The 21,864-nt window shown below is 67.3% G+C and carries 21 protein-coding genes and 1 tRNA gene; 9 read left to right on the forward strand and 13 right to left on the reverse strand.

Annotation, left to right across the window (positions count from 1 at the left end; genetic code table 11):
- Positions 1-40: 40 nt before the first annotated feature.
- Entirely contained in the window at positions 41-526 is a 486-nt protein-coding gene (locus DMB80_RS16805) for a lipoprotein LpqH (RefSeq protein WP_111510907.1), read from the reverse strand.
- Between the two features lie 117 nt (positions 527-643).
- Here DMB80_RS16805 and DMB80_RS16810 point away from each other — a divergent pair, with 117 nt between their 5' ends.
- Complete coding sequence (locus DMB80_RS16810; protein WP_111510908.1) at positions 644-1,810, forward strand: winged helix DNA-binding domain-containing protein; 1,167 nt, start codon at positions 644-646, stop codon at positions 1,808-1,810.
- Positions 1,811-1,813: 3 nt separating this feature from the next.
- On the opposite strand, the gene DMB80_RS16815 is transcribed toward DMB80_RS16810, so the two are convergent.
- Complete coding sequence (locus tag DMB80_RS16815; RefSeq protein WP_111510909.1) at positions 1,814-2,659, reverse strand: SDR family oxidoreductase; 846 nt, start codon at positions 2,657-2,659, stop codon at positions 1,814-1,816.
- An 88-nt stretch (positions 2,660-2,747) separates the two neighbouring features.
- On the opposite strand from DMB80_RS16815, the gene DMB80_RS16820 reads away from it, so the two are divergent.
- Complete coding sequence (locus DMB80_RS16820) at positions 2,748-3,656, forward strand: LysR family transcriptional regulator (RefSeq protein ID WP_111510940.1); 909 nt, start codon at positions 2,748-2,750, stop codon at positions 3,654-3,656.
- Here the strand turns inward: DMB80_RS16820 and uvrA are convergent.
- The gene (uvrA, locus tag DMB80_RS16825; protein WP_111510910.1) at positions 3,646-6,549 is read right to left on the reverse strand and encodes an excinuclease ABC subunit UvrA; all 2,904 of its coding nucleotides are present in this window, start codon (positions 6,547-6,549) and stop codon (positions 3,646-3,648) included. The two genes, DMB80_RS16820 and uvrA, sit on opposite strands and share 11 nt — an antisense overlap.
- Before the next feature lie 137 nt (positions 6,550-6,686).
- Between uvrA and DMB80_RS16830 the strand changes: the two genes are divergently transcribed.
- A complete protein-coding gene (locus tag DMB80_RS16830; protein ID WP_111510911.1) occupies positions 6,687-7,376 on the forward strand; it encodes an MBL fold metallo-hydrolase in 690 nt (229 codons plus the stop codon).
- 35 nt (positions 7,377-7,411) lie between these two features.
- Positions 7,412-8,296 (forward strand): fructose bisphosphate aldolase, encoded by an 885-nt coding sequence (locus DMB80_RS16835; RefSeq protein WP_111510941.1) that lies wholly within the window; start codon positions 7,412-7,414, stop codon positions 8,294-8,296.
- A gap of 64 nt (positions 8,297-8,360) precedes the next feature.
- Here DMB80_RS16835 and DMB80_RS16840 read toward each other — a convergent pair whose 3' ends face one another.
- From DMB80_RS16840 to uvrB, 7 genes are all read right to left on the reverse strand, one after another.
- Positions 8,361-8,804 (reverse strand): universal stress protein, encoded by a 444-nt coding sequence (locus DMB80_RS16840; protein ID WP_046366427.1) that lies wholly within the window; start codon positions 8,802-8,804, stop codon positions 8,361-8,363.
- A 230-nt stretch (positions 8,805-9,034) separates the two neighbouring features.
- Positions 9,035-9,784 (reverse strand): cutinase family protein, encoded by a 750-nt coding sequence (locus DMB80_RS16845; RefSeq protein WP_240431235.1) that lies wholly within the window; start codon positions 9,782-9,784, stop codon positions 9,035-9,037.
- 166 nt (positions 9,785-9,950) lie between these two features.
- Complete coding sequence (locus DMB80_RS16850) at positions 9,951-10,271, reverse strand: DMT family transporter (RefSeq protein ID WP_110797951.1); 321 nt, start codon at positions 10,269-10,271, stop codon at positions 9,951-9,953.
- Positions 10,271-10,627 carry a DMT family transporter gene (locus DMB80_RS16855; protein WP_048424246.1) on the reverse strand — a complete coding sequence of 119 codons (357 nt, stop codon included), beginning with the start codon at positions 10,625-10,627 and terminating at the stop codon, positions 10,271-10,273. The genes DMB80_RS16850 and DMB80_RS16855 overlap by 1 nt, the downstream gene beginning before the upstream one ends.
- A 31-nt stretch (positions 10,628-10,658) precedes the next feature.
- Positions 10,659-10,729, reverse strand: a tRNA-Cys gene (locus DMB80_RS16860).
- Positions 10,730-10,777: 48 nt separating this feature from the next.
- Positions 10,778-12,211 carry an MFS transporter gene (locus DMB80_RS16865; protein ID WP_240431236.1) on the reverse strand — a complete coding sequence of 478 codons (1,434 nt, stop codon included), beginning with the start codon at positions 12,209-12,211 and terminating at the stop codon, positions 10,778-10,780.
- A gap of 39 nt (positions 12,212-12,250) precedes the next feature.
- Complete coding sequence (gene uvrB / locus DMB80_RS16870; RefSeq protein WP_111510912.1) at positions 12,251-14,413, reverse strand: excinuclease ABC subunit UvrB; 2,163 nt, start codon at positions 14,411-14,413, stop codon at positions 12,251-12,253.
- 84 nt (positions 14,414-14,497) lie between these two features.
- On the opposite strand from uvrB, the gene DMB80_RS16875 reads away from it, so the two are divergent.
- The 3 genes from DMB80_RS16875 to DMB80_RS16885 are packed head-to-tail and all read left to right on the forward strand — an operon-like array spanning position 14,498 to position 16,375.
- Positions 14,498-15,004, forward strand: a complete 507-nt coding sequence (locus DMB80_RS16875) for a ribonuclease FAU-1 family protein (RefSeq protein WP_162938580.1) — start codon at positions 14,498-14,500, stop codon at positions 15,002-15,004.
- Between the two features lie 9 nt (positions 15,005-15,013).
- Positions 15,014-15,559, forward strand: coding sequence for a hypothetical protein (locus DMB80_RS16880; protein WP_111510914.1), 546 nt, complete (start codon positions 15,014-15,016; stop codon positions 15,557-15,559).
- A 60-nt stretch (positions 15,560-15,619) separates the two neighbouring features.
- The gene (locus tag DMB80_RS16885; RefSeq protein ID WP_111510944.1) at positions 15,620-16,375 is read left to right on the forward strand and encodes a MerR family transcriptional regulator; all 756 of its coding nucleotides are present in this window, start codon (positions 15,620-15,622) and stop codon (positions 16,373-16,375) included.
- 6 nt (positions 16,376-16,381) lie between these two features.
- Here DMB80_RS16885 and coaE read toward each other — a convergent pair whose 3' ends face one another.
- Both coaE and rpsA read right to left on the reverse strand, forming a co-directional pair.
- Complete coding sequence (gene coaE, locus DMB80_RS16890; protein ID WP_111510915.1) at positions 16,382-17,575, reverse strand: dephospho-CoA kinase; 1,194 nt, start codon at positions 17,573-17,575, stop codon at positions 16,382-16,384.
- Between the two features lie 84 nt (positions 17,576-17,659).
- On the reverse strand, positions 17,660-19,111 hold the full coding sequence (gene rpsA, locus DMB80_RS16895; protein ID WP_046363854.1) for a 30S ribosomal protein S1: 1,452 nt from the start codon (positions 19,109-19,111) through the stop codon (positions 17,660-17,662).
- A 151-nt stretch (positions 19,112-19,262) separates the two neighbouring features.
- On the opposite strand from rpsA, the gene DMB80_RS16900 reads away from it, so the two are divergent.
- Both DMB80_RS16900 and DMB80_RS16905 read left to right on the forward strand, forming a co-directional pair.
- On the forward strand, positions 19,263-20,372 hold the full coding sequence (locus DMB80_RS16900; protein WP_240431237.1) for a PrsW family intramembrane metalloprotease: 1,110 nt from the start codon (positions 19,263-19,265) through the stop codon (positions 20,370-20,372).
- 27 nt (positions 20,373-20,399) lie between these two features.
- Positions 20,400-21,032: a trimeric intracellular cation channel family protein gene (locus tag DMB80_RS16905; RefSeq protein ID WP_046363852.1), complete on the forward strand. Its 633-nt coding sequence runs from the start codon at positions 20,400-20,402 to the stop codon at positions 21,030-21,032.
- Positions 21,033-21,035: 3 nt separating this feature from the next.
- Here the strand turns inward: DMB80_RS16905 and DMB80_RS16910 are convergent, their stop codons facing one another.
- Positions 21,036-21,842: an acyl-CoA thioesterase gene (locus tag DMB80_RS16910; RefSeq protein WP_111510917.1), complete on the reverse strand. Its 807-nt coding sequence runs from the start codon at positions 21,840-21,842 to the stop codon at positions 21,036-21,038.
- Between the last annotated feature and the right edge of the window lie 22 nt (positions 21,843-21,864).

Genomic DNA, 21,864 nt, shown 5'->3' on the forward strand with positions numbered 1-21,864 from the left:
CGGGCGTGCCGGGCACGCCCGCCGCTCGGTCGCGCATGTCTCAGCTGCAGGTCACGGTCACCGTGAACGGTTCGGTGATCATGCCGGCCATCGGATTGCTCATGTCGGCACCGACCGCCTCGCCGGTGATCGTGTACCGGTCGCCGTCGACCTTGACCTCCGCCGAACCGCTTTTGGCGCCCATCGCGTTGGCGACGGCGAGTGCGTTGCCGTCGACGACCATGCCGAGCGACTCGACCACCGGGGTAGCCTCGTCGCTCATCACGATGCCCAGGCCCTGCTGACCGCCGATCGCGCCGCTGGCGACGGTGACCTTGCCACCCTGTTTCACGCAGGTGACCGAGTTCAGGTCCAGTCCCGCCAGATCGGCACCGTCGACCTTGACCTCGGTGTTGCCGCCCCGGGCGACCGCGGAGGTGGCCGGCTGGGAGCTACCGGGTGCGGGTGACTCCTTGTCGCTGGAGCAGCCCACCAGCATGGCGGTGCCTGCGGCCAGACCGATCACACCTGCGACAACTCGTTTCATCGTTGCTCTTCCCTTCGTCGTACTCCGCCTCGGTGGCGTCGTGTGAGAACAGTGAAAGGGGGCCATCGGGCTACCGATCCCAACTTCTGTCACCGGCGGCCGCTACGGTCGGCAGGCGTGCGCACCATCACCGTCGAGCAGCGCCGGGCCCGCCTGGCGCGACGACACCAGCTGAGCCCGACTGCGGCGGCGTCGGCGTCGGTAGCCGACGTGACCGAACGTCTTGTCGCCCTGCACGCCACCGACCCCGCAACGCCGTATCTCTCGCTGTGGGCCCGGCTGCCGGATGTGGCTCGCGATGACGTCGATGCCGCGCTGTACCGGGATCGCTCGGTGGTCAAGCATCTCGCGATGCGCCGGACGCTGTGGGTGGTGCGGCCCGCGGACCTGCCCGCGGTGCAGGCGGCCGCCAGTGACCGGGTTGCCGCCAACGAGGCGCGGCGGCTGGCCGCCGACGTGGAGCGCGCCAGCGTGGCTGCTGACGGCGCAGCCTGGCTGGACGCCGCCGGCGCCGCAGTGCTACGGCATCTACGGGACGAAGGTCCGCGCAGCGCACGCGAGTTGCGTGAGACGTTGGCCGAGCTCACCGGAACCTACAACCCTGCGCCCGACAAGGCATATGGCGGCGAGGGCCACCTGGCGCCGCGGGTGTTGACGGTGCTGTCGGCTCGCGGTCACATCGTGCGCGGCGTCAACGACGGCGGCTGGCTGACGTCGCGGCCACGCTGGACGCTCACCGAGGCATGGCTGCCTGGTCTCGCCACCGCCGCAGAGGCCGACGCCGCCAGCGCCGAGTTGGTGCGCCGCTGGCTGGCGACCTTCGGCCCCGCGACGCTCACCGACATCAAGTGGTGGTTCGGAACGACATTGACGTGGGCTCGAAAAGCGTTGTCCGCCATCGGTGCCGAGGAAGTGCGACTGGACGGTGGCACCGGGTATGTGACACCAGGCGATGAGGACGAGCCGGATCCCGAGCCGTGGTGCGCCCTGCTGCCATCGCTGGACCCGACGACGATGGGGTGGTTCGACAGGGACTGGTACCTGGGCCCGCACCGGGCCGAGGTGTTCGACCGCAACGGCAACGCCGGGCCGACCGCGTGGGTCGACGGCCGGGTGGTCGGCGCGTGGCGTTCCGACGATGCCGGTCGTGTCGAGCTGGTCCTGCTGGAGAACGTCGGGCGCCGAGCGGCCTCCGCCCTCGCAGACCGGGCCGCGGAGCTCACGGGCTGGCTCGGTGGTGCGCGGGTCAGTCCCCGGTTCCCGTCCCCGGCCTGTAAGCGCTGACCCTCAGGTCAGGAAGGCATCCCGATGGCTGACGGCCCAGTCACCGAAAGCGGTGGCGGGGCGGCCGGTGACCACCTGAACTGCCTGCGTCACGTCGGCGGGTTCGGTGACCTCGAAAGCCCACTGGGCCATCAGCAGGTCGAGGTACTGCGGCGGCAGCACCTGGCCGTAGAGGGCACGGGCGTGCGCATCCGAGAGCAGGGTGATGTCGATCGATGCGTTGATCGCGCGGCCGACGAGGCCGACTTGCTCACGCATCGTCAACGACTCAGGCCCGGTGAGGACGATCTTCTGCCCGTCGAGCGCAGAGGTGGTGAGGGCTTCGACGGCGACCGCGGCGATGTCGTCATCGGCTATCGGCGCCTGCTGCGATTCCGGGAAAGGCAGCCCGACACTCCGGTGCTCGCGGATCTGCCGCGCCCAGAAGCGGATGGCGTTGCGGGCAAAGGCACCGGGGCGTAGGCACACCGTGGTGAATCCGCCGTCGATCACCGCGTTCTCGACGGCGAGGTGGCGCTGCTTGTTGTACTCGACGAACGGCTCGGTGCGCGTGGTGTCGATCGTGGACAGCACGACGACTTTTGCGACTCCTGCCGCCGCCATCTCCTCGGCCAGTTCGCCCAGCACCTGCGGTGGGGCGAAGCTGACGAGGAACACGGCATCGACGTCCTCGAGTGCGGGGCGCAACGTGCGCGGCTCACTGAGATCGCTCGCGACGTTGTCCACCCCTGGCCACCGCTGCGGGTCCGGTCGCCGACTTGTCGCACGCACCTCCACACCGGTGTCACGCAGGTGGCCGATCAGCGTGGAACCGACCCCGCCGCTCGCTCCGGTGACCAGTACTCGCATCGTCGTTCCTTTCGTCGTCTCGATATCGACGCTACGAACGACCAGTCATCAGCACCAATCATGAGTCGTGATGTGCGACATTCATCAAGTGAATCTCGCCGGTGTGGACCTCAACCTGCTCGTCGTTCTGCACGCGGTCATCGAAGAGCGCAGCGCCACCCGGGCCGCGGCACGTCTGCATCTGACCCAGCCCGCGGTGTCGAATGCGTTGGCACGCTTGCGGATTCTGCTGGGCGACCCTCTGGTGGTGCGTACCGGCCGCGGCCTGACCCCTACTCCCGCCGCGCTGGCTGTGCAGCCCCGCCTGAACGAGGCCCTGCGCCTCGTTCAGGGGATCGTGGCCGGTCTCGACGCGTTCGATCTGGCCACGACGACCCGCGAGTGGGTGATCGCCTTCGCTGATCTCTATGGCCCCCTGCTGCTGCCCGGGCTGGACCGTCTTCTCCAGGAGCGCGCTCCCGGGTCACGCGTGCGAGTGCAGGCGCTGGACCGGATCAGCGTTGCTGACGCCCTGGCCAGCGGCGAGATCGATGTCTACCTCGGCATTCCCTCGACCACACCGGCAGCCTGGCACTGCGAACCTGCATTCACCGACGACATGGTCGGCATCATCGCTGAGCAGCACCCTGACGCCGGCACCGCAATGACGCTCGAACGATTCGTCGACCTACCGCACGCGCACGTCCGGATCAGCGCAGGGCGCGGTCGCGAAGTCGACGACGCCCTGGCTCGTATCGGCCTGACCCGGCGGATCCGACTCACCGTGCCGCACTACAGTTCCCTGTTCCCTGTCGTCGAGAACGGCCACTGCATCGCCGTCGCTCCCCGCTGCTTGGCCGAACACCATGCCCGCACCTCGGCGATCACGCTGTTCGAGATTCCGCTGCAACTCCCGGCCTACGACGTTCGCGTGTTCTGGCACTCCCGATCAGACACCGACCCCGGCATCACGGCGTTCCGCGGACTCCTGCACGAGGCCCTCGGCGTCAGGCGCTGACCTTCCTGCGGGTGCGCGACTTGGGTTTCGGCCGTGCCATGCCCAGGGTTTCGGCGAGGAAGTGACCGGTGTAGCTGTCCGGGTTGACCGCCACGTCTTCCGGCGTACCCGTCGCGACCACCGTGCCGCCGCCGGAACCGCCTTCGGGCCCCATGTCGATGATCCAGTCGGAGGTCTTGATGACGTCGAGGTTGTGCTCGATGACGATGACCGTATTGCCTTTGTCCACAAGGCCGTTGATCACGGTCAGCAGCTTGCGGATGTCCTCGAAGTGCAGACCCGTGGTCGGCTCGTCGAGGATGTAGATGGTCCGGCCGGTCGACCGCTTCTGCAACTCGGAGGCCAGTTTCACGCGCTGCGCCTCGCCACCCGACAGCGTCGGCGCCGGCTGCCCGAGCCGCACGTAGCCGAGGCCGACGTCGACGAGCGTCTTGAGGTAGCGATGAATCGAGCTGATCGGCGCGAAGAACTCCGCCGCCTCCTCGATCGACATGTCGAGCACCTCGGCGATCGTCTTGCCCTTGTAGTGCACCTCGAGGGTCTCGCGGTTGTAGCGCGCGCCCTGGCACACCTCGCACGGCACGTACACGTCGGGCAGGAAGTTCATCTCGATCTTGATGGTGCCGTCACCCGAACACGCCTCGCAGCGGCCACCTTTGACGTTGAACGAGAAGCGCCCGGGCTGATACCCGCGCACCTTCGCCTCCGTCGTCGCGGCGAACAACGTCCGGATCTTGTCGAACACCCCGGTGTAGGTGGCCGGGTTCGAGCGCGGCGTGCGGCCGATCGGTGACTGGTCGACCCGCACCAGCTTGTCCAGGTGATCCAGGCCGTTGACGCGGGTGTGCCGGCCCGGCACCAGACGCGCGCCGTTGAGCTTGTTGGCCAGCACAGACGCCAGGATGTCGTTGACGAGCGTCGACTTGCCGGACCCGGACACCCCGGTCACCGAGGTCAGCACACCGAGCGGGAACGCCACGTCGATCTCGCGCAGGTTGTGCTCGCGCGCCCCGACGACGGTGAGCTGACGCTTCTTGTCGGGCACCCGGCGCATCTCGGGGACCTCGATCTCCTCCTTGCCGGACAGGTACGCGCCGGTGATGGAGTTCGGGTTCGTCAGCAGGTCCTGGTAGGTGCCGCTGTGCACGATCTGGCCGCCGTGCTCACCGGCGGCGGGGCCGATGTCGACCACCCAGTCCGCGTGAGCGATCGTGTCGAGGTCGTGCTCAACGACGATCAGTGTGTTGCCGAGGTCACGCAGCCGCACCAGCGTGTCGATCAGGCGGCGATTGTCCCGCTGATGGAGGCCGATCGACGGCTCGTCGAGCACGTAGAGCACGCCGACGAGACCGGATCCGATCTGGGTGGCCAGCCGGATGCGTTGGGCCTCACCGCCGGACAGAGTGCCGGCAGCCCGCGACAGCGACAGATAGTCCAGGCCGACGTCGAGCAGGAAACCCAATCGGGACTGGATCTCTTTGAGCACCTGTCCCGCGATGGCGGCCTCGCGGGTGCCGAGGGTCAGCGCGTTGAGGAACGCCGCGCAGTCGGCGATCGACAGTTCCGCGACCTCGGCGATCGACTTGGGGCCGTACTCGCCGGCCGTCATCGTCACGGCGAGGATCTCGGGCTTGAGGCGGGTGCCCTGGCATTCGGGGCACGGCACATCGCGCATGAAGCCCTCGAGGCGCTCCTTCATCTGCTCGGAGTCGGTCTGTTCCATGCGGCGCTGCAGGAACGCCATCACGCCTTCGAAGTCGGCGTAGTAGGACCGGGTGCGGCCGTAGCGGTTCTTGTACCGCACGTGCACCTGCTCGTCGCAGCCTTCGAGAATCGCCTTGCGCGCCTTGGCGGGGAGCTTCTTCCATGGGGTGTTCACGTCGAAGCCGAGCTGGTCACCGAGGCCGGCGAGCATGCGGGTGAAGTACTCGGCGGTGTGCCCCATCGACCACGGGGCGATCGCACCCTCGGCCAGTGTCAGGTCGGAATCGGGCACCACCAGGTCCGGGTCGACCTCTTTGCGGATGCCGAGGCCGGTGCACTCCGGGCACGCGCCGTAGGGCGAGTTGAACGAGAACGACCGGGGTTCCAGGTCGTCGACGGCCAGCGGGTGACCGTTCGGACAGGCCAGCTTCTCGGAGAAGCGCTGCTCGCGGTGGGGGTGGTCGTCTTCGCGGTCGACGAACTCGAGCACGACGATGCCGTCGGCGAGGTTCAGCGCGGTCTCGACCGAGTCGGTCAGTCGCTGCTTGGCCGACGCCTTGACCGTGAGGCGGTCGACGACCACCTCGATGTCGTGCTTCTCCTGCTTCTTCAGCTTCGGCGGATCCGTCAGCGGGTGCACCACGCCGTCGACGCGGACACGGCTGTAGCCCTGGGTGTTCAGCTTGTCGAACAGGTCGACGAACTCACCCTTGCGGGTGCGGACCACCGGGGCCAACACCTGGAACCGCAGGCCCTCGTCCATCGCGAGCACCTGGTCGACGATCTGCTGCGGCGTCTGGCGTGCGATCCGTTCCCCACAGACGGGGCAGTGCGGCGTGCCGGCGCGCGCGTACAGCAGACGCAGGTAGTCGTAGACCTCGGTGATGGTGCCCACCGTCGACCGCGGGTTGCGGTTGGTCGACTTCTGGTCGATCGACACCGCGGGCGACAAGCCCTCGATGAAATCGACGTCCGGTTTGTCCATCTGGCCGAGGAACTGCCGGGCGTACGCCGACAGCGATTCCACGTAGCGCCGTTGGCCCTCGGCGAAGATCGTGTCGAAGGCCAGCGACGACTTGCCGGACCCGGACAGCCCGGTGAACACGATCATCGCGTCGCGCGGCAACTCGAGATCGACGCCCCGCAGATTGTGCTCCCGGGCACCCTTGACGACTAGGCGGTCAGCCACGTTGTCCTTTCCCTCCGAGAAGAAGATGTGCCCGATGCGTCCGCTGGACGCAGTACAGACTCATGCTAGGTCGACCCACCGACAGGTTTCACCCGCGGTGGCGGCGCAGGTCGCGCGGCGAAGTAACGTGGGTCACCATGACCGTCGTCGACGACAACTACACCGGCCACGTCGAACCGCACACAGCGGCGCGGCGCACTCTGCCCGGCGCGTCGATCGTCAAGGCCTCGGTGGGTCCCATGGACAACAACGCTTACCTGGTGACCTGTTCCCGAACCGGCGAGACGCTACTCATCGACGCCGCCAACGACGCCGAGATCCTGCGCACCCTCGTCGCCGACCACGCGCCGAAGCTGTCTCTGATCGTCACCACCCATCAGCATCAGGACCACTGGATGGCGCTCGAGGAGGTGGCCGGCGCCACCGGCGCTCCGACCGCAGCGCACCGCCTCGACGCCGAACCGCTGCCGGTCACACCGCAGCGACTGCTCGCTGACGGGGACCGCATCGACATCGGCGACCTGCATTTCGACGTCATCCATCTGCGTGGCCACACCCCCGGCTCGGTGGCGCTGGCGCTGCGCGGCGCCGATACCGGCGAGGACGGGCAGGACCGCGTGCACCTGTTCACCGGGGACTGCCTGTTCCCCGGTGGCGTGGGCAAGACCTGGAAGGACGGGGATTTCGAACGACTGCTGGGTGATGTGTCCAGCCGGGTGTTCGACGTCTTCGCAGATTCGACCGTCGTGTATCCAGGGCACGGCGACGACACCACCCTCGGAACCGAGCGGCCACACCTGGACGAGTGGCGCGAACGCGGTTGGTGACCGCGGGAGGTGCCGAGAATCATCAGGAAGGGAACATGAACACCGAACAATTCAGCAAGGTGCAGCGCGGCGCCGGCTTCATCGCGGCCCTCGACCAGAGCGGCGGCAGCACGCCCAAGGCGCTGAAGCTGTACGGCATCGACGAGGACGCCTACTCGGGCGACGCGCAGATGTTCGACCTCGTGCACGAGATGCGGACCCGCATCATCACCAGCCCGAGCTTCGACGGCGACCGGATCCTGGGCGCGATCCTGTTCGAGGACACGATGGATCGTGACGTCGACGGCCGGCCCACGGCCGACTACCTGTGGAACGTCAAGAAGATCGTGCCGTTCCTCAAGGTGGACAAAGGCCTGGCCGACGAGCAGGACGGCGCCCAGGTGATGAAGCCGATCCCCGGGCTGGACGACCTGCTCAGCCGTGCCCGCGACAAGGGCGTCTTCGGGACCAAGATGCGGTCGGTCATCAAGGCTCCCGGCGCCGGCCTGCAGGCGGTCGTCGACCAGCAGTTCGAGATCGGCAAGCAGATCCTTGCTGCCGGCCTGGTGCCGATCATCGAACCCGAGGTCGACATCCACAGCCCGCAGAAGGCCGAGGCCGAGGATCAGCTGAAGGCCGCGCTGCTCGCCGCGTTGGACGCCCTCGATGAGGGGCAGTCCGTGATGCTGAAGCTGACGCTGCCCACTACCGACGACCTGTACCGCGAACTCGTCGACCATCCGAAGGTGGTCCGGGTGGTTGCGCTGTCCGGCGGTTACGACCGCGACCAGGCGTGCGACAAGCTGGCCGCCAACCACGGCGTGATCGCGAGCTTCTCGCGCGCGCTGACCGAGGGTCTGACCGCACAGCAGAGCGACGAGGAGTTCGACGCGACTCTGGACGCCGCGATCACCGCGATCGCCAAGGCTTCTGCGACCTGACCTCACCGAAGACGAGAAAAACCCTGGGTCGGTTCGCCGACCCAGGGTTTTTTGTGTTCAGGTGTCAGGACGTGTGCACGATGAGCACGTCCGACTTCGCCCGGCGCGCGACGTTCGCGGGCACCGAACCCAGCAGCCGGCCGGCGATGGTGCTGAGCCCGACGTTTCCGACGACGAGCAGGTCGGCGCCCACCTCCTCGACGAGGTCGACGAGGGCATCCACCGGAGCGCCGATGACGGCCTTCTCCTCGATGTTCTCGGCGCCGGCAGCCTTGGCACGGTCGCGGGCCTCACGCAGGATCGCGTAGATCGGGGCGTTGCCGGACATCTTGTAGCCCTCGTCCTTGAGCAGGTCCGCCGCGCGCTGATCCTCGCCCTGCGGGAAGTAGGCCGTCGAGACGATCAGCTTGGCGCCCGCTCCGGCGGCGATCTGACCGGCACGATCCACCGCACGCAACGACGAGTCCGAACCGTCCGTGCCGACCACCACGGTTTGGTAGGCGCTCATTCATATCCTCCCGATGTGAGTTGCTGCTCTGCCATTCCCAGGCCAATCGTGACAGTAACCCGGTATCCGGCGAACACGGGTGCGATTCACGACACCCGCACGCCATTTGCCCAGGATCGACGTGATTGCACGCTGGCAACGTCACCTTATTGCGTACGACGTGACCCGTCCGACACGGCGGTCGCCAGGCGGTGCCCTCACACATCAGATCTCGCGTGTCCGGTGGACGGTCAGCCGCCCGATCCTGACACAGGTTCGTTCTCGGATACCGGAACATCCTGTTGCGCGGACATTTTGGTGGTGTCGGCGGCGACTCCGGTCACCCGCCGGGCGGCGAACGTGGCGGCCTCGTCGATCATCCCGTTCCACACGTAGGAATAGTGAGCGAACATGTCGAACCCCTTGGAGCAGTACGGGTCGTTCGTTGCGCACAGGTCGATGGCTCTGCTGCCGTAGAGCGGGCTGATCGTGGTCAGCGGTCCGAGATTGGCGTAGTCCCGCGAGGGGTTGCCGAAGACGGCGATCGCCGCCACGTGGTTGACCATCGCGTCGGGCAGCGGCGAGGGCGTGAAGAACCACAACTTGCGCTTGCCGATGGTGATGAGGTCGATCACCCCTGCGCCCTGGGAGATTCCGCCGAGCACGATTTTGGTCGTCGGACACATGCCGGCGATGTACTGCACGTGTTTGTTGGCGTCGACCGCTCCCTCGGAGGTCGATTTCGAGAAGTCCCAGCTGGCCGAGTAGTCGACCGCGTAGGCCTCGATCTTCTTGGTGCTCAACTTCTTCTGCAACGCTTTGACGAACAGCGTGCCCACTGGACCGAAGCCCGGTTTGTCGCTGGTGCCCCGAGCGAACACCACCTCGACGTCGGGGCAGGAGGCCGCCACTGCGATCGGCGCGCGAACGGTCATCGCGCACAGCGCCAGCGCGCTGGTGACCGCGATGCCGAGCGCACGAGCTGCCTGGCGAGTGCTCACGCGAACACCGTGGCACAGTTTCAGCAAACGTTGCCACACCGGCGACTCAATGGTGATCGTTGCGTTGCCGAACTGTGTTGCGGCGGCGCTACAAAGCACTGCGACGTGCCGTTATTTGCCGACGACCCTTTCGCTCAACGGATAACCGTTGACGCGTGCGTCGATGTCAGTGGGCGGCGCCGAGCTCGACCAGTAGTACGCCAGCCACGATCAAACCCATCCCCGCGAGCATCGTGGGCGTGAGCGGCTCGCGGAAGAGGACGCGCGATGCGGCGGCGGTCAGGGCGACTCCCGCAGCGGCCCAGATGCCATAGGCGATACCGAGCGGCATGCCGTGCTGCAGCGATGCCGAGAGCAGGGTGAACGCGATGACGTAGCCGATGATCACCACGACGTAGAAGAGGTGACGGCCGCCGGCGGCGACCCGCAAGGCCAGGGTGCCGGTGACCTCTGATCCGATGGCCGCCAGCAGCAGGACATATTGCATCAGGGCGCCCCGGCAGCGGCGTCGTCTGCGGTGTCATCGGCGCGGTGAGAGCCCATCTCGACCAGCAATACGCCGCCGATGATGAAGACCATGCCGATACCCATCACGACGGTGAACGCCTCACCGAAGATGATCGACGACAGGATCGCGGTGAGCGCCACGCCGATCGCACCCCAGATGCCATAGGCCACACCGAGGCCCATGCCCCGTTTGAGCACGAGCGCCAGGAACACGAACGAGGCGAGGTAGCCGCCGACCACGACGATGTACAGCGTGGGTGTGGTGACGGCGGCCTTCAGCGACAACGTCGCGGCGACCTCACTGACGATGGCGCAGAGCAGGAGAAGCCACGTCATGAGGACTCAAGGTACCCGGACACTTCGTGCGAGCGGATGACGGGATTCGAACCCGTGTAGACGGCTTTGCAGGCCGGTGCCTAGCCACTCAGCCACACCCGCACTGCCCGTCACTGTGCCTGCCCGCACGGCGCCGGCCCAGGCTTGCGCTCACCGTGATCCTGGCCCGGGCACGGGCCGGCCGCTGCGCGCCGCGGAGACGGCGGCCGCTGCCGCCAGCACCGCGAACACGCCGAACAGCCAGTGCGCGGCCGTCGCGTCTCCGCGATCGGCGACGTTGACCACGACCCCGGCCAGCGCGGCTCCGAACGCCCCGCAGATCACCTGCACGGTGTTGATGGCTGCTGCGGCCGCGGGCCCCTCCGCAGGATCACGCACCTTGCCCATCGCCCACGCCGACAGGTGCGGCCACGCCATACCGATCCCCGACCCGGTGATCACCAGTGCCAGCGCCCACGCCGCGACGAACCACGCCGACACGTCCTGCCGCTGCGTCACCGCACCGAGCGCCAAGCCTGTCGCCATCACCAGCGGTGCCACCGCCACCACGCGCACGACGACGGCGGGCCTGCTCAGCGACGCGCTGGTGATCTCCCCCACCGTCCATCCCACAGCCAGGCCCGCGCCGAGAAAGCCCGCCGCCAAGGGCGCGAGATGGGCTAGCCGCTGCGCGAACAGCGGCACGTACATGTCCACCATCGTCGCGGCCATCAGCGTGCCGAGCGTCAGGTAGACCCACTTCAACGGTCCAGGGGCGAACGCACTCGGCGGCAACACCGCGGCGCGGGCTCGACGGTCGACGAATACGAACACCGGGATCAACACCAGACCCGCGGCCACCAAACCCGCCGTGGCCCGCGCGTCATGCGGGACCCCGGCCGCCGACACCAGCAGCGCGGCCGTGCCGAGCAGCAGCAGCGAGCGGATCGGGATGCCGACCCGCGCCGGTGGTGTCGCGTCGGCCGCGCGGCCGGGTAGCGCCACCGGCACCAGCAGCGACATCGCCGTCGTCATCACCACGAGCAGCCCGAAAGCCCAACGCCACGAACCGAACTGGGCGAACAAGCCGCCGGTCGCCGGCCCGACCAGGGTGCCGACGCCCCACATCGCGGACACCAGGGCCGAGGCTTTGGTCCACAATCTGCTGGGTAGTGCGGTGTTGATGACGGCATACCCGAGTCCGGCCAGCATGCCGCCGGCCGCACCCTGTACCGTCCGGCCGACGAGCAGCAGCTCCATCGTGGGTGCCGCGGCGCACGCGAGGCTGCCGACCCCGAACATGCTCAGCCCGAACAGGTATGAGCGCCGCGGACCCCACCGCGTGAGGACGGAATGCACGGTGGTGGCAGCGACCACCGATCCGACCAGATACACCGTGGTGACCCACGCGTAGAGCCGCTGCCCGCCGATGTCGGCGACCGCGCTGGGCATCAGGCTGATCGTGAGGAACTCGTTGGTCGCATACAGCGCCACGCCGCCGGCGAGCACGGTCGAGGCGCCCAGGTATCGCGGGCCGAGGAGGTCCCGCCACGTTCCCGCGTTCTGGCGCTCTTCCGCTGCTTCGTCGGCGTCGATGTCGGTCACGCCGTCGACCGTAGGACCTCAACAGCGCTTGAGATCAACCTATTTCAGCCCCGCCGCGTCCATGCCCCGCAGTTCCTTCTTGAGATCCTGGATCTCGTCGCGGATGCGCGCGGCCAACTCGAACTGCAGATCGCGTGCCGCAGCCATCATCTGAGCCGTCAGATCCTTGATCAGATCAGCCAATTCGGCGCGTGGCATGTTGCGGGTGTCGCGGCCCTCGATGACGCCGGCGCTGACCGCCCGGCCGGGTTCGCCCTGCGCGCGCCGCCCCCGCGAGGCGTTGCGGCCCGAACCGCCCACCTCCACCGCCGCGTCGGTGTCGTCGGCCTCCCGGTACACTTGGTCGAGGATGTCGGCGATCTTCTTGCGCAGCGGCTGCGGATCGATCCCGTGTTCGGTGTTGTAGGCGATCTGCTTGGCCCGGCGCCGATCGGTCTCGTCGATGGCTTCCTTCATCGAGTCGGTGATCTTGTCGGCGTACATGTGCACCTCGCCGGAGACGTTGCGCGCCGCACGGCCGATGGTCTGGATCAGGCTGCGGGGCGAGCGCAGGAAGCCTTCCTTGTCCGCGTCGAGGATCGCCACCAGTGAAACCTCGGGAAGGTCGAGGCCCTCTCGCAGCAGGTTGATGCCGATGAGCACGTCGTACTCCCCCAGCCGCAGCTGCCGCAGCAGCTCGACCCGACGCAGGGTGTCGACCTCCGAGTGCAGGTACCGCACCCGGATGCCCATCTCCAGCAGGTAGTCGGTCAGATCCTCCGCCATCTTCTTCGTCAGCGTGGTGACCAGCACCCGCTCGTCGCGCTCGGTGCGCAGGCGGATCTCCCCGATCAGGTCATCGATCTGACCCTTCGTCGGCTTGACGATCACCTGCGGGTCGACCAGACCGGTCGGCCGGATCACCTGCTCGACGAACTCTCCCCCGGTCTGGCTGAGCTCGTACGGGCCCGGTGTAGCCGACAGATACACCGTCTGACCGATGCGGTCGGCGAACTCCTCCCAGGTCAAGGGTCGGTTGTCGACGGCCGACGGCAACCGGAAGCCGAACTCCACCAGGTTGCGCTTGCGGGACATGTCACCCTCGTACATGCCGCCGATCTGCGGCACCGTCACGTGCGACTCGTCGATGACGAGCAGGAAGTCCTCCGGGAAGTAATCGATGAGAGTCGCGGGGGCCGAGCCGGCGGGCCGGCCGTCGATGTGGCGCGAGTAGTTCTCGATGCCCGAACAAAACCCGACCTGACGCATCATCTCGACGTCGTAGTTGGTGCGCATCCGCAACCGCTGCGCCTCGAGCAGTTTGCCCTGACTCTCCAACTCCGCCAGGCGGGCCTCGAGTTCGGCCTCGATGGTGGAGATCGCCTGCGCCATCCGCTCCGGCCCGGCGACGTAGTGGGTGGCCGGGAAGATCCGCAGCGAGTCCACCTGCCGGATGATGTCGCCGGTCAGCGGGTGCAGGTAGTACAGCGCCTCGACCTCGTCACCGAAGAACTCGATGCGCACCGCGAGCTCCTCGTACGACGGGATGATCTCCACGGTGTCGCCGCGCACGCGGAACGTCCCGCGGGTGAACGACATGTCGTTGCGGGTGTACTGAACGTCGACGAGCAGCCGCAGCAGCCCGTCGCGGGGCACCTCGTCGCCGACCTTCAATTCCACCGAACGGTCCATGTACGACTGCGGAGTGCCCAAGCCGTAGATGCACGACACCGACGCCACCACCACCACGTCGCGGCGGGAGAGCAGGCTCGACGTCGCCGAGTGCCGCAGCCGCTCGACGTCGTCGTTGATCGAGCTGTCCTTCTCGATGTAGGTGTCGGTCTGCGCGATGTACGCCTCGGGCTGATAGTAGTCGTAGTACGAGACGAAGTACTCGACGGCGTTGTGCGGCAACATCTCCCGCAGTTCATTGGCGAGCTGGGCGGCCAGTGTCTTGTTCGGCGCCATCACCAGTGTGGGCCGTTGCAGACGCTCGATGAGCCAGGCGGTGGTCGCCGACTTACCGGTACCCGTCGCGCCGAGCAGGACGACGTCGCGTTCCCCGCCGCGGATACGCTGCTCGAGCGCCTCGATCGCCGCCGGCTGGTCACCGGCGGGCTGATACTCGCTGACCACTTCGAACCGGCCGCCCGCCCGCACCACCTGATCGACAGGGCGGTACTCCGAATGAGCGAGCACCGGGTGTTCAGTCGCGAAAGCCATGTTCACCAGGGTAGAACCCAGCACCGACAACTTCTCTTCCCCGCCGGTTCCCCCCGGACCCCCGCGCTGCCTATCCTGATCGGCATCCATCCACCCAAACGCGAGACCTTCGACCTCGTCGCCCGGACCAACACCGATCCGAAAGGCGTCGTGCGGGACGTCGACGTCTACGACCTGCACCCCTGGGGGCTGTACATGGCCAGGCCCGCCCCGGGTCGGGCCCAGTTCGGCTACCTCGAGTCCTGGTTGCTGCCGGCGCTGAACCTGCGGGTGACCGTCTTCCATTTCCATCCCGGCCATGAACGAGACCAGGACTTCTACCTCGACGTCGGCGTCTACACGCCCGGCCCGCAGCTCTGGATCGGCGAAGACCACTACCTCGACCTGGTGCTGCGCACCGGCCGCGGGGTCGACGTCACCGACGTCGACGAACTCGTCGCGGCGCTCGGCGACGGCCTCCTCGACCCCGGCGACGCCGAGCGTGCGATCCACACCGCGGTGCAGACCGTGGAGGCGCTCGCCCGGCACGGCTACGACCTGGACCGGTGGCTGGCAACCATCGGCATCACGCTGACGTGGCGCGGAGCATAGACTCCCGATGTGAGTTCGAGGAGACGGACGCGGGGCGCCCGCACGATCGCGGCCGCCGCGATCATCGCGGCGGGTGCGCTCACGGTCCCAGCCGGCGGAGCCATCGCCGTAGCCGATCCTGCTGCCCCCGGCGCGGAGCCGCCCGCACCGCCGGTTCAGCACAACGTGATCTACCGTGCGCGCGCCGACGGCACCTCGCGCGGCGCGGTGGTCGCCTACAAGCAGGACGACCAGAACGTCAACAGCGCGCAACCGACGATGCTGCCGGGGCAGACGTTCGAAGTGGACACGGTGCTGACCGACCCCAAGCTGGCCGGGATGCAGATCTCGATCCAGTGGCCCTACGGCTCGAACCTGCACTGCGAGATCCTCGTCGACGACCAGATCGTGGCGCAGGCCGATCAGTTCATCGCGCCGCGGTTCTTCCGCGTCAAGGACGATCCGCTGTACGGCACGTTGCAGTGCGGCGCCCCGCTGGACATCCCGGCCGGTGGCGAGCCCACACCGCCCGCTGACCCCGCCGCGGCCGCGGACCCCGCGCCACCGCCTACCTGAGGACTTGACCCTCACGGACCGTGAGGCACCAACCTGGTCAACGTGACGCAGGAGATGGGTGTGGAAGAACTCACCGTCGGTGAGGTCGCGCAGCGGTTCGGTATCACGGTCCGGACGCTGCACCACTACGACGACATCGGGTTGCTGACCCCGGGACGCCGCAATTCGTCGGGATATCGGGTGTACACCGCCGAGGATCTGACTCGGTTGTCCCAGATCATCGTCTACCGCCGGCTCGAGCTGCCCCTCGACGAGATCGCGCAGCTCCTGGCCGACGGCGACAACGTCAGCCACCTGATTCGTCAGCGCGAACGCGTCATGTCCCGGCTCGAGGAGATGAGAGATCTCGTCGAGGCAATCGATCAGGCATTGGAGAAAGCAATGGCGAACACCCCCATGACCGACGACGACATGCGCGAACTCTTCGGGGAGGGCTTCGACGATTACCAGGCAGAAGCGCAGGAGAAGTTCGGCGAGTCCGAGCAGTGGAAGGAGTCCCAGCGCAGGACGAAGTCCTACGGCAAGGAGGACTGGATCCGGATCAAAGCCGAGGGCGAGGCGGTCGAGAAGGCCCTCTCCGAGGCCTATCGCGCCGGACTTCCCGCCGACTCCGACCCGGCGATGCACGCGGCCGAACAACACCGACTCCATGTGAACCGGTGGTTCTACGACTGCCCGCCGGCCATGCACCGCACCTTGGGCGACATGTACGTCAGTGATCCACGCTATGTCGCCCGGTACGACGAATCATTCGAGCTGCCGGGCTTCGCGGCGTACTGCCGAGACGCGATCCATGCGAACGCGGACCGCCACTGAAGGCTCTCAGGCGTAGGGGCGCCAGCCCGTCGCATCGGCCCACGCCCACGCTCGGCGGTACGCGTCGGCGAACCACGGCTCCTTGGCGTCCGCGTAGTCACCGGTGGTGGCATGGCCCTCGGCGGCTACGCGGCGTTTGAGCTCCAGGTACTCGGCGCGCGCCGCCGGCTCGGCTGTCAGCCAGTCGACGAACAGCAGCGCGAACCGCTGGTTGGGCCACCCGTCGACCCGGACATGCACGTTGGTCGGACGGCCGGGGTCGGCCGAGCAGTAGAGCCGCTTGCCCCACTGGCCGTCGACGCCGTCCTTGGCCGTGTCCTTAGCGATGTCCTCGGTGATCTCCGTGCGGACGTACCCGGCGCCCAGCAGCGCCTCGGCGAGGTCGTCGGCGACATCCAGAGACGCGACGGTGACCTGTACGTCGATGACGTCTTTGGCGTCGAGTCCGGGTACCGCCGTCGAACCGATGTGATCCACCCGTGAGGCGTGATGCCCGCAGGCCGTGCGCAGCCTGGCGAGAATCCGTTCGGCCTGAGCGGGCCACTCGGGATCTGGCGGAACCAACCGTGGCTCAGTGGGGGCCGGCCGGCCTGCGCGCAGGTTGTCGGCGAACGGTCCCATGCGGTCGTTCCACAGAGTTCGCGCGGCGGCCTTCAATTGGTCGGCGGTGCCGGCATTGTCGAGCCAGACATCGGCGACGGCCCGCCGGTCGGCCTCTGTGGCCTGCGCCGCGATGCGTGCCCGCGCGTCGTCTTCGGTGAACCCGCGGTGTTCGATCAGCCGCTTCACCCGGACCTCTTCGTCGGCGTGCACGATGATGACCAGGGGAAAGAAGGGCGCCATGTGCGATTCGACCAGCAGCGGGATGTCCTCGACGATCACCGCGTCGTCGGCCGCGGCGGCGATCAGCTCCGAACGTCGTTGTCCGACAAGCGGATGCACGATTCCGTTCAGCGTCTTGCGCTTCTCTTCATCGCTGAATGCGATCGCGGCCAGCGCGGGCCTGTTCAACGTTCCGTCCTCGGCGAGGATGTCCTCCCCGAATGCCTCGACCAGCTTGGCGAGCCCCTCGGTACCAGGCTCGACGACCTCCCGGGCGATGACGTCGCCGTCGACGACGATGCCGCCGAGTTCGCCGAACGTCGCCGACACCGTCGACTTGCCCGCCCCGATTCCTCCGGTCAACCCGATTCGCAGCACGCCCCACAGTCTGTCAGGACGACTGCCACGCAGACGACGAAGGCCCCGACTCTTCCGAGCCGGGGCCTTCGATCGTGAACTGACTTACGCGTTGCCTGCGAGCTTCTCACGCAGCGCGGCGAGCTGGGCGTCGCTGGCGAGCGAGCCCCCGGTCGACTCCTCCGAGCGACCGTTCGACGACGATGACGAAGTCGTCGGACGCGCCGCCTCTTCGGCTTCGGCCGCGGCGAACTTCTCCATCTGCGCGGTGTGCATCTTGTACCGGCGCTCGGCCTCGGCGTACCGGGCCTCCCACTCGTCCCGCTGCTTCTCGAAGCCTTCGAGCCATTCATTGGTCTCGGCGTCGAAGCCCTCGGGGAAGATGTAGTTGCCCTGGTCGTCGTAGCTGTCGGCCATGCCGTACTTCCAGGCCTCGAACTCTTCGCTGTTGTAGTCCTCGTTGGCCTGCTTGAGGCTCAGCGAGATGCGGCGACGCTCCAGGTCGATGTCGATGACCTTGACCATCGCGTCGTCGCCGACCTGGACCACCTGATCCGGGACCTCGACGTGACGCTCGGACAGCTCGGAGATGTGCACCAGGCCCTCGATGCCCTCTTCGACGCGGACGAACGCACCGAACGGCACCAGCTTGGTGACCTTGCCGGGCACGATTTGACCGATCGCGTGGGTGCGGGCGAAGTGGCGCCACGGATCTTCCTGAGTCGCCTTGAGCGACAGAGAAACCCGCTCGCGGTCCATGTCGACGTCCAGCACCTCGACGGTGACCTCGTCGCCCACCTGCACCACCTCGGACGGGTGATCGATGTGCTTCCAGGACAGCTCGGAGACGTGCACCAGACCGTCGACGCCGCCGAGATCGACGAACGCGCCGAAGTTGACGATCGAGGAGACGACACCCTTGCGGATGGCGCCCTTAGTGAGCTGGTTGAGGAACTCGCTGCGCACCTCGGACTGGGTCTGCTCCAGCCAGGCGCGGCGGCTGAGCACCACGTTGTTGCGGTTCTTGTCGAGCTCGATGATCTTGGCCTCGATCTCCTTGCCGATGTACGGCTGCAGATCGCGGACTCGACGCATCTCGACCAGCGACGCGGGCAGGAAGCCGCGCAGGCCGATGTCGAGAATCAGGCCGCCCTTGACGACCTCGATGACGGTGCCCTTGACGGCCTCGTCCTTCTCCTTGAGCTCTTCGATGGTGCCCCAGGCGCGCTCGTACTGGGCGCGCTTCTTGGACAGGATGAGGCGGCCTTCTTTGTCCTCTTTGGTGAGGACCAGCGCTTCGACCTCGTCGCCGACGGACACAACCTCATTGGGGTCGACGTCGTGCTTGATCGAGAGTTCGCGAGAAGGGATGACGCCTTCGGTCTTATAGCCGATGTCGAGCAAGACCTCGTCGCGGTCCACCTTGACGATGGTCCCTTCAACGATGTCGCCATCGTTGAAGTATTTGATGGTCTTGTCGATGGCGGCGAGGAAATCCTCCGCGGAGCCGATGTCGTTGAGGGCTACTTGCGGAGACGTGACGGAGGGACTTGGCATGTGGTGGGTTGCTCCGGACAGGTTCAATCGTAGGGACAGAGAGTGTTTTGTTGATCGCACCCGCGAAAAGAACGCACAGGTACCTGTCAAGGCTACTCGACGGGGCACACGCAGGACAAACCCACCCCCAGCGGCCGCTACTGTGCTCAGCGTGACACGTGTTCGCCGGGTCGGCGCACCTCTGGGTCTGCTCATCGCACTCGGCACCGTCGCCGGGCTGATCGTGATCGTGCTCACCGCCATCAATCCGGTCGGGACGTCCATCGGTTTCGTGCTCTCCAGCATCGCGATGACCGTGGTGGTGCTGTCCTACCTGTGGCTGGACCGCTGGGAGCCGGAGCCACCCCGGCTGCTGCTGCTGGCCTTCCTCTGGGGCACGTCGGCGGCTGTCGTCATCTCGGCGGTCCTGCAGATCGTGCTCGAGGCCTGGGTACACCCCGCAGGCTCCAGCGACATCAGTCCATTCACCCTGGTGGTGGGCGCGCCGGTGACCGAAGAAGCCGCCAAGGGCGTGTTCCTGCTGCTGATGATGACGGGCGTCCGGCGCTACGAGCTGAACTCGCTGACCGACTGCCTGGTGTATGCGGGCCTCGTCGGCGCCGGGTTCGCTTGGCTGGAGGACATCCTCTACATCGCGAACGGTGAGTCGGTGGCCGAGTCGCTGGTGACCGCGGCCCTGCGCCTGATCATGTCGCCGTTCGCGCACTCGCTGTTCACCACGATGACGGCGATCGGGGTCTGGTACGCGCTGCATCGCCGCTCGGCCGCCGGCAAGGCAGGAGCTCTGCTGCTCGGGTACGCGGCGGCGGTGCTGCTGCACGGGATGTGGAACGGTTCGTCGCTGCTCGGGGCGGGCGCCTACTTCGCGGTCTACGCGCTGTGGATGGTGCCGGTGTTCGCGCTCGCGATCACGCTGGCCGTGCGCAGCCGCCGCCGCGAGCAGGTCGTGGTGGCGGGCAAGCTGCCCGGAATGGTGGCCGCCGGATTGGTCAGCCCGAACGAGGCAACCTGGCTGGGATCGATGAGGGCGCGCAAGCTCGCCGTCGACACGGCGCACCGCTTCGGCGGAAATCCGGCGGCGGCCTCGGTGCGGCACTTCGCCCACCGCGTTATCGAGCTGGCGTTCGTGCGCGACCGGATCGATCGGGGCTTCGGCGATCAACGCGTCACGGCCCTGCTCCACGAGGAGACCTACGCGCTGTACGCGGCACGCGCCACATCACCGGCGTTACAGCACATGGCTGGCTTCCGTGCGTACTGAAGGCCCACGGGCCGCCATACTCGGCTGGTGATCCAGCACATCCTCAACTACCTCGGCATCGCGGCCGCCGCGGCGTCCGGTGCAGTCCTCGGGGTCCGCAAGGGGTTCGACGTGTTCGGGATCGCGGCGATGGCGGTGCTGACCGGCGTCGGCGGCGGAGTGTTGCGTGACGTCCTGCTCGACATCGATCCCCCGCAATCCCTGCAGCGCTGGCCCGATGTCACCGTGTGCCTGGCCGCGGCAGCCCTGGCCACGCTGTTCGCGCGCACGGTCATCAGGCTTCATCATCCGGTCGCGATGCTCGATGCCGTCGGGATGGGGTTCTTCGCCACCTCGGGTGCCGCGCTGGCCGTCGACCACGGCGCCAGCTGGTTCGCCGCGGCGCTGCTCGGCATGGTGTCGGCATTGGCCGGCACCATCATTCGCGATGTCACGGCCCGCGACGTGCCCGTCGTGATGGGCCCAGACGACATGTACGCCGTTCCGGCGATGCTGGGCTCGGTGATCTACGTCGTCATCGACTACTACGGCCCGCAGTGGATCGGCGTCGCCGTCGGCACACTGGTGGCGACACTGCTCCGGCTGGCGGCGATCACCTTCCACTGGCGGCTTCCGACCGGTCCTCGCGAGCTGATCGTGCGCGGCAATCCGCCGTCGTAGTCGCTATGTCTTGAAGTAGACGATCTGATGCGTGGTGGCCAGCAGGGTGCCCGAACGACTCCAGATCTCTGCGGACTGATCGAAATAGCCACCGGCGAATCGGTTTGCCGATGCGCAGCCGAGAACGAAATCGTCTCCTGCAGAGGCGAGTTCGAGGTCGGTGGCGTGAAAGTAGGTGGTCAGCGAGATCGTGCCGGCCGGCGTGGGCGCGCCGAGCCGCAAGTAGATCCGCGGATAGAAGATGTCGCTGGCGGCAGTGAGCGCGGCGAAGTCGAGAGGGCGTCCCATTCGATCGCGTGCCCACAGCATCGTCGTCGATGAGTCTGACGGCGCCGCACCCTTGGTGGGAGCCGCGCCGTCGATGAAGCGCATGTCGTAGTTGCGGGCCCACGCGATCATCGGCGGCAGCCCCCGCTCCTCCACCTCCTCGGGCCCGGGAACGTGAGGCATGCGCTTCTCGGTATCCGACCACGTATCGCGCCGTAGGCCGAACACCGCAGTCGCCGTCGTCGTGATGGTCCCGTCTTGAACCAGGTCGACGAACCAATGCTGGTTACTCCGGTTGGTGCGCAGGGGACGCGCGGTGACGTCGAACTCGCCATCGGCAATGGGTGCCGCGAAGTTGACGGTGAGCGCCAGGGGCGCACCGGTGCGCTCCGGATGCATGTCGATCGCGCGCAGCATCAGAGCCGCGGTCATGCCGCCGAATGGACCGACCATGTTCGCCCACGCGGCAGTGGTCTTCCCGCGCAGCACGCCGGCCTCGACCGGTTGGAGTCGAATCGACTCATCGAACGAATGCTCGGCCACGTCGTTGCCTCCTGCTCATGCC

The sequence above is a fragment of the Mycobacterium kyogaense genome, assembly GCF_003254575.1.
GTDB lineage: Bacteria > Actinomycetota > Actinomycetes > Mycobacteriales > Mycobacteriaceae > Mycobacterium > Mycobacterium kyogaense.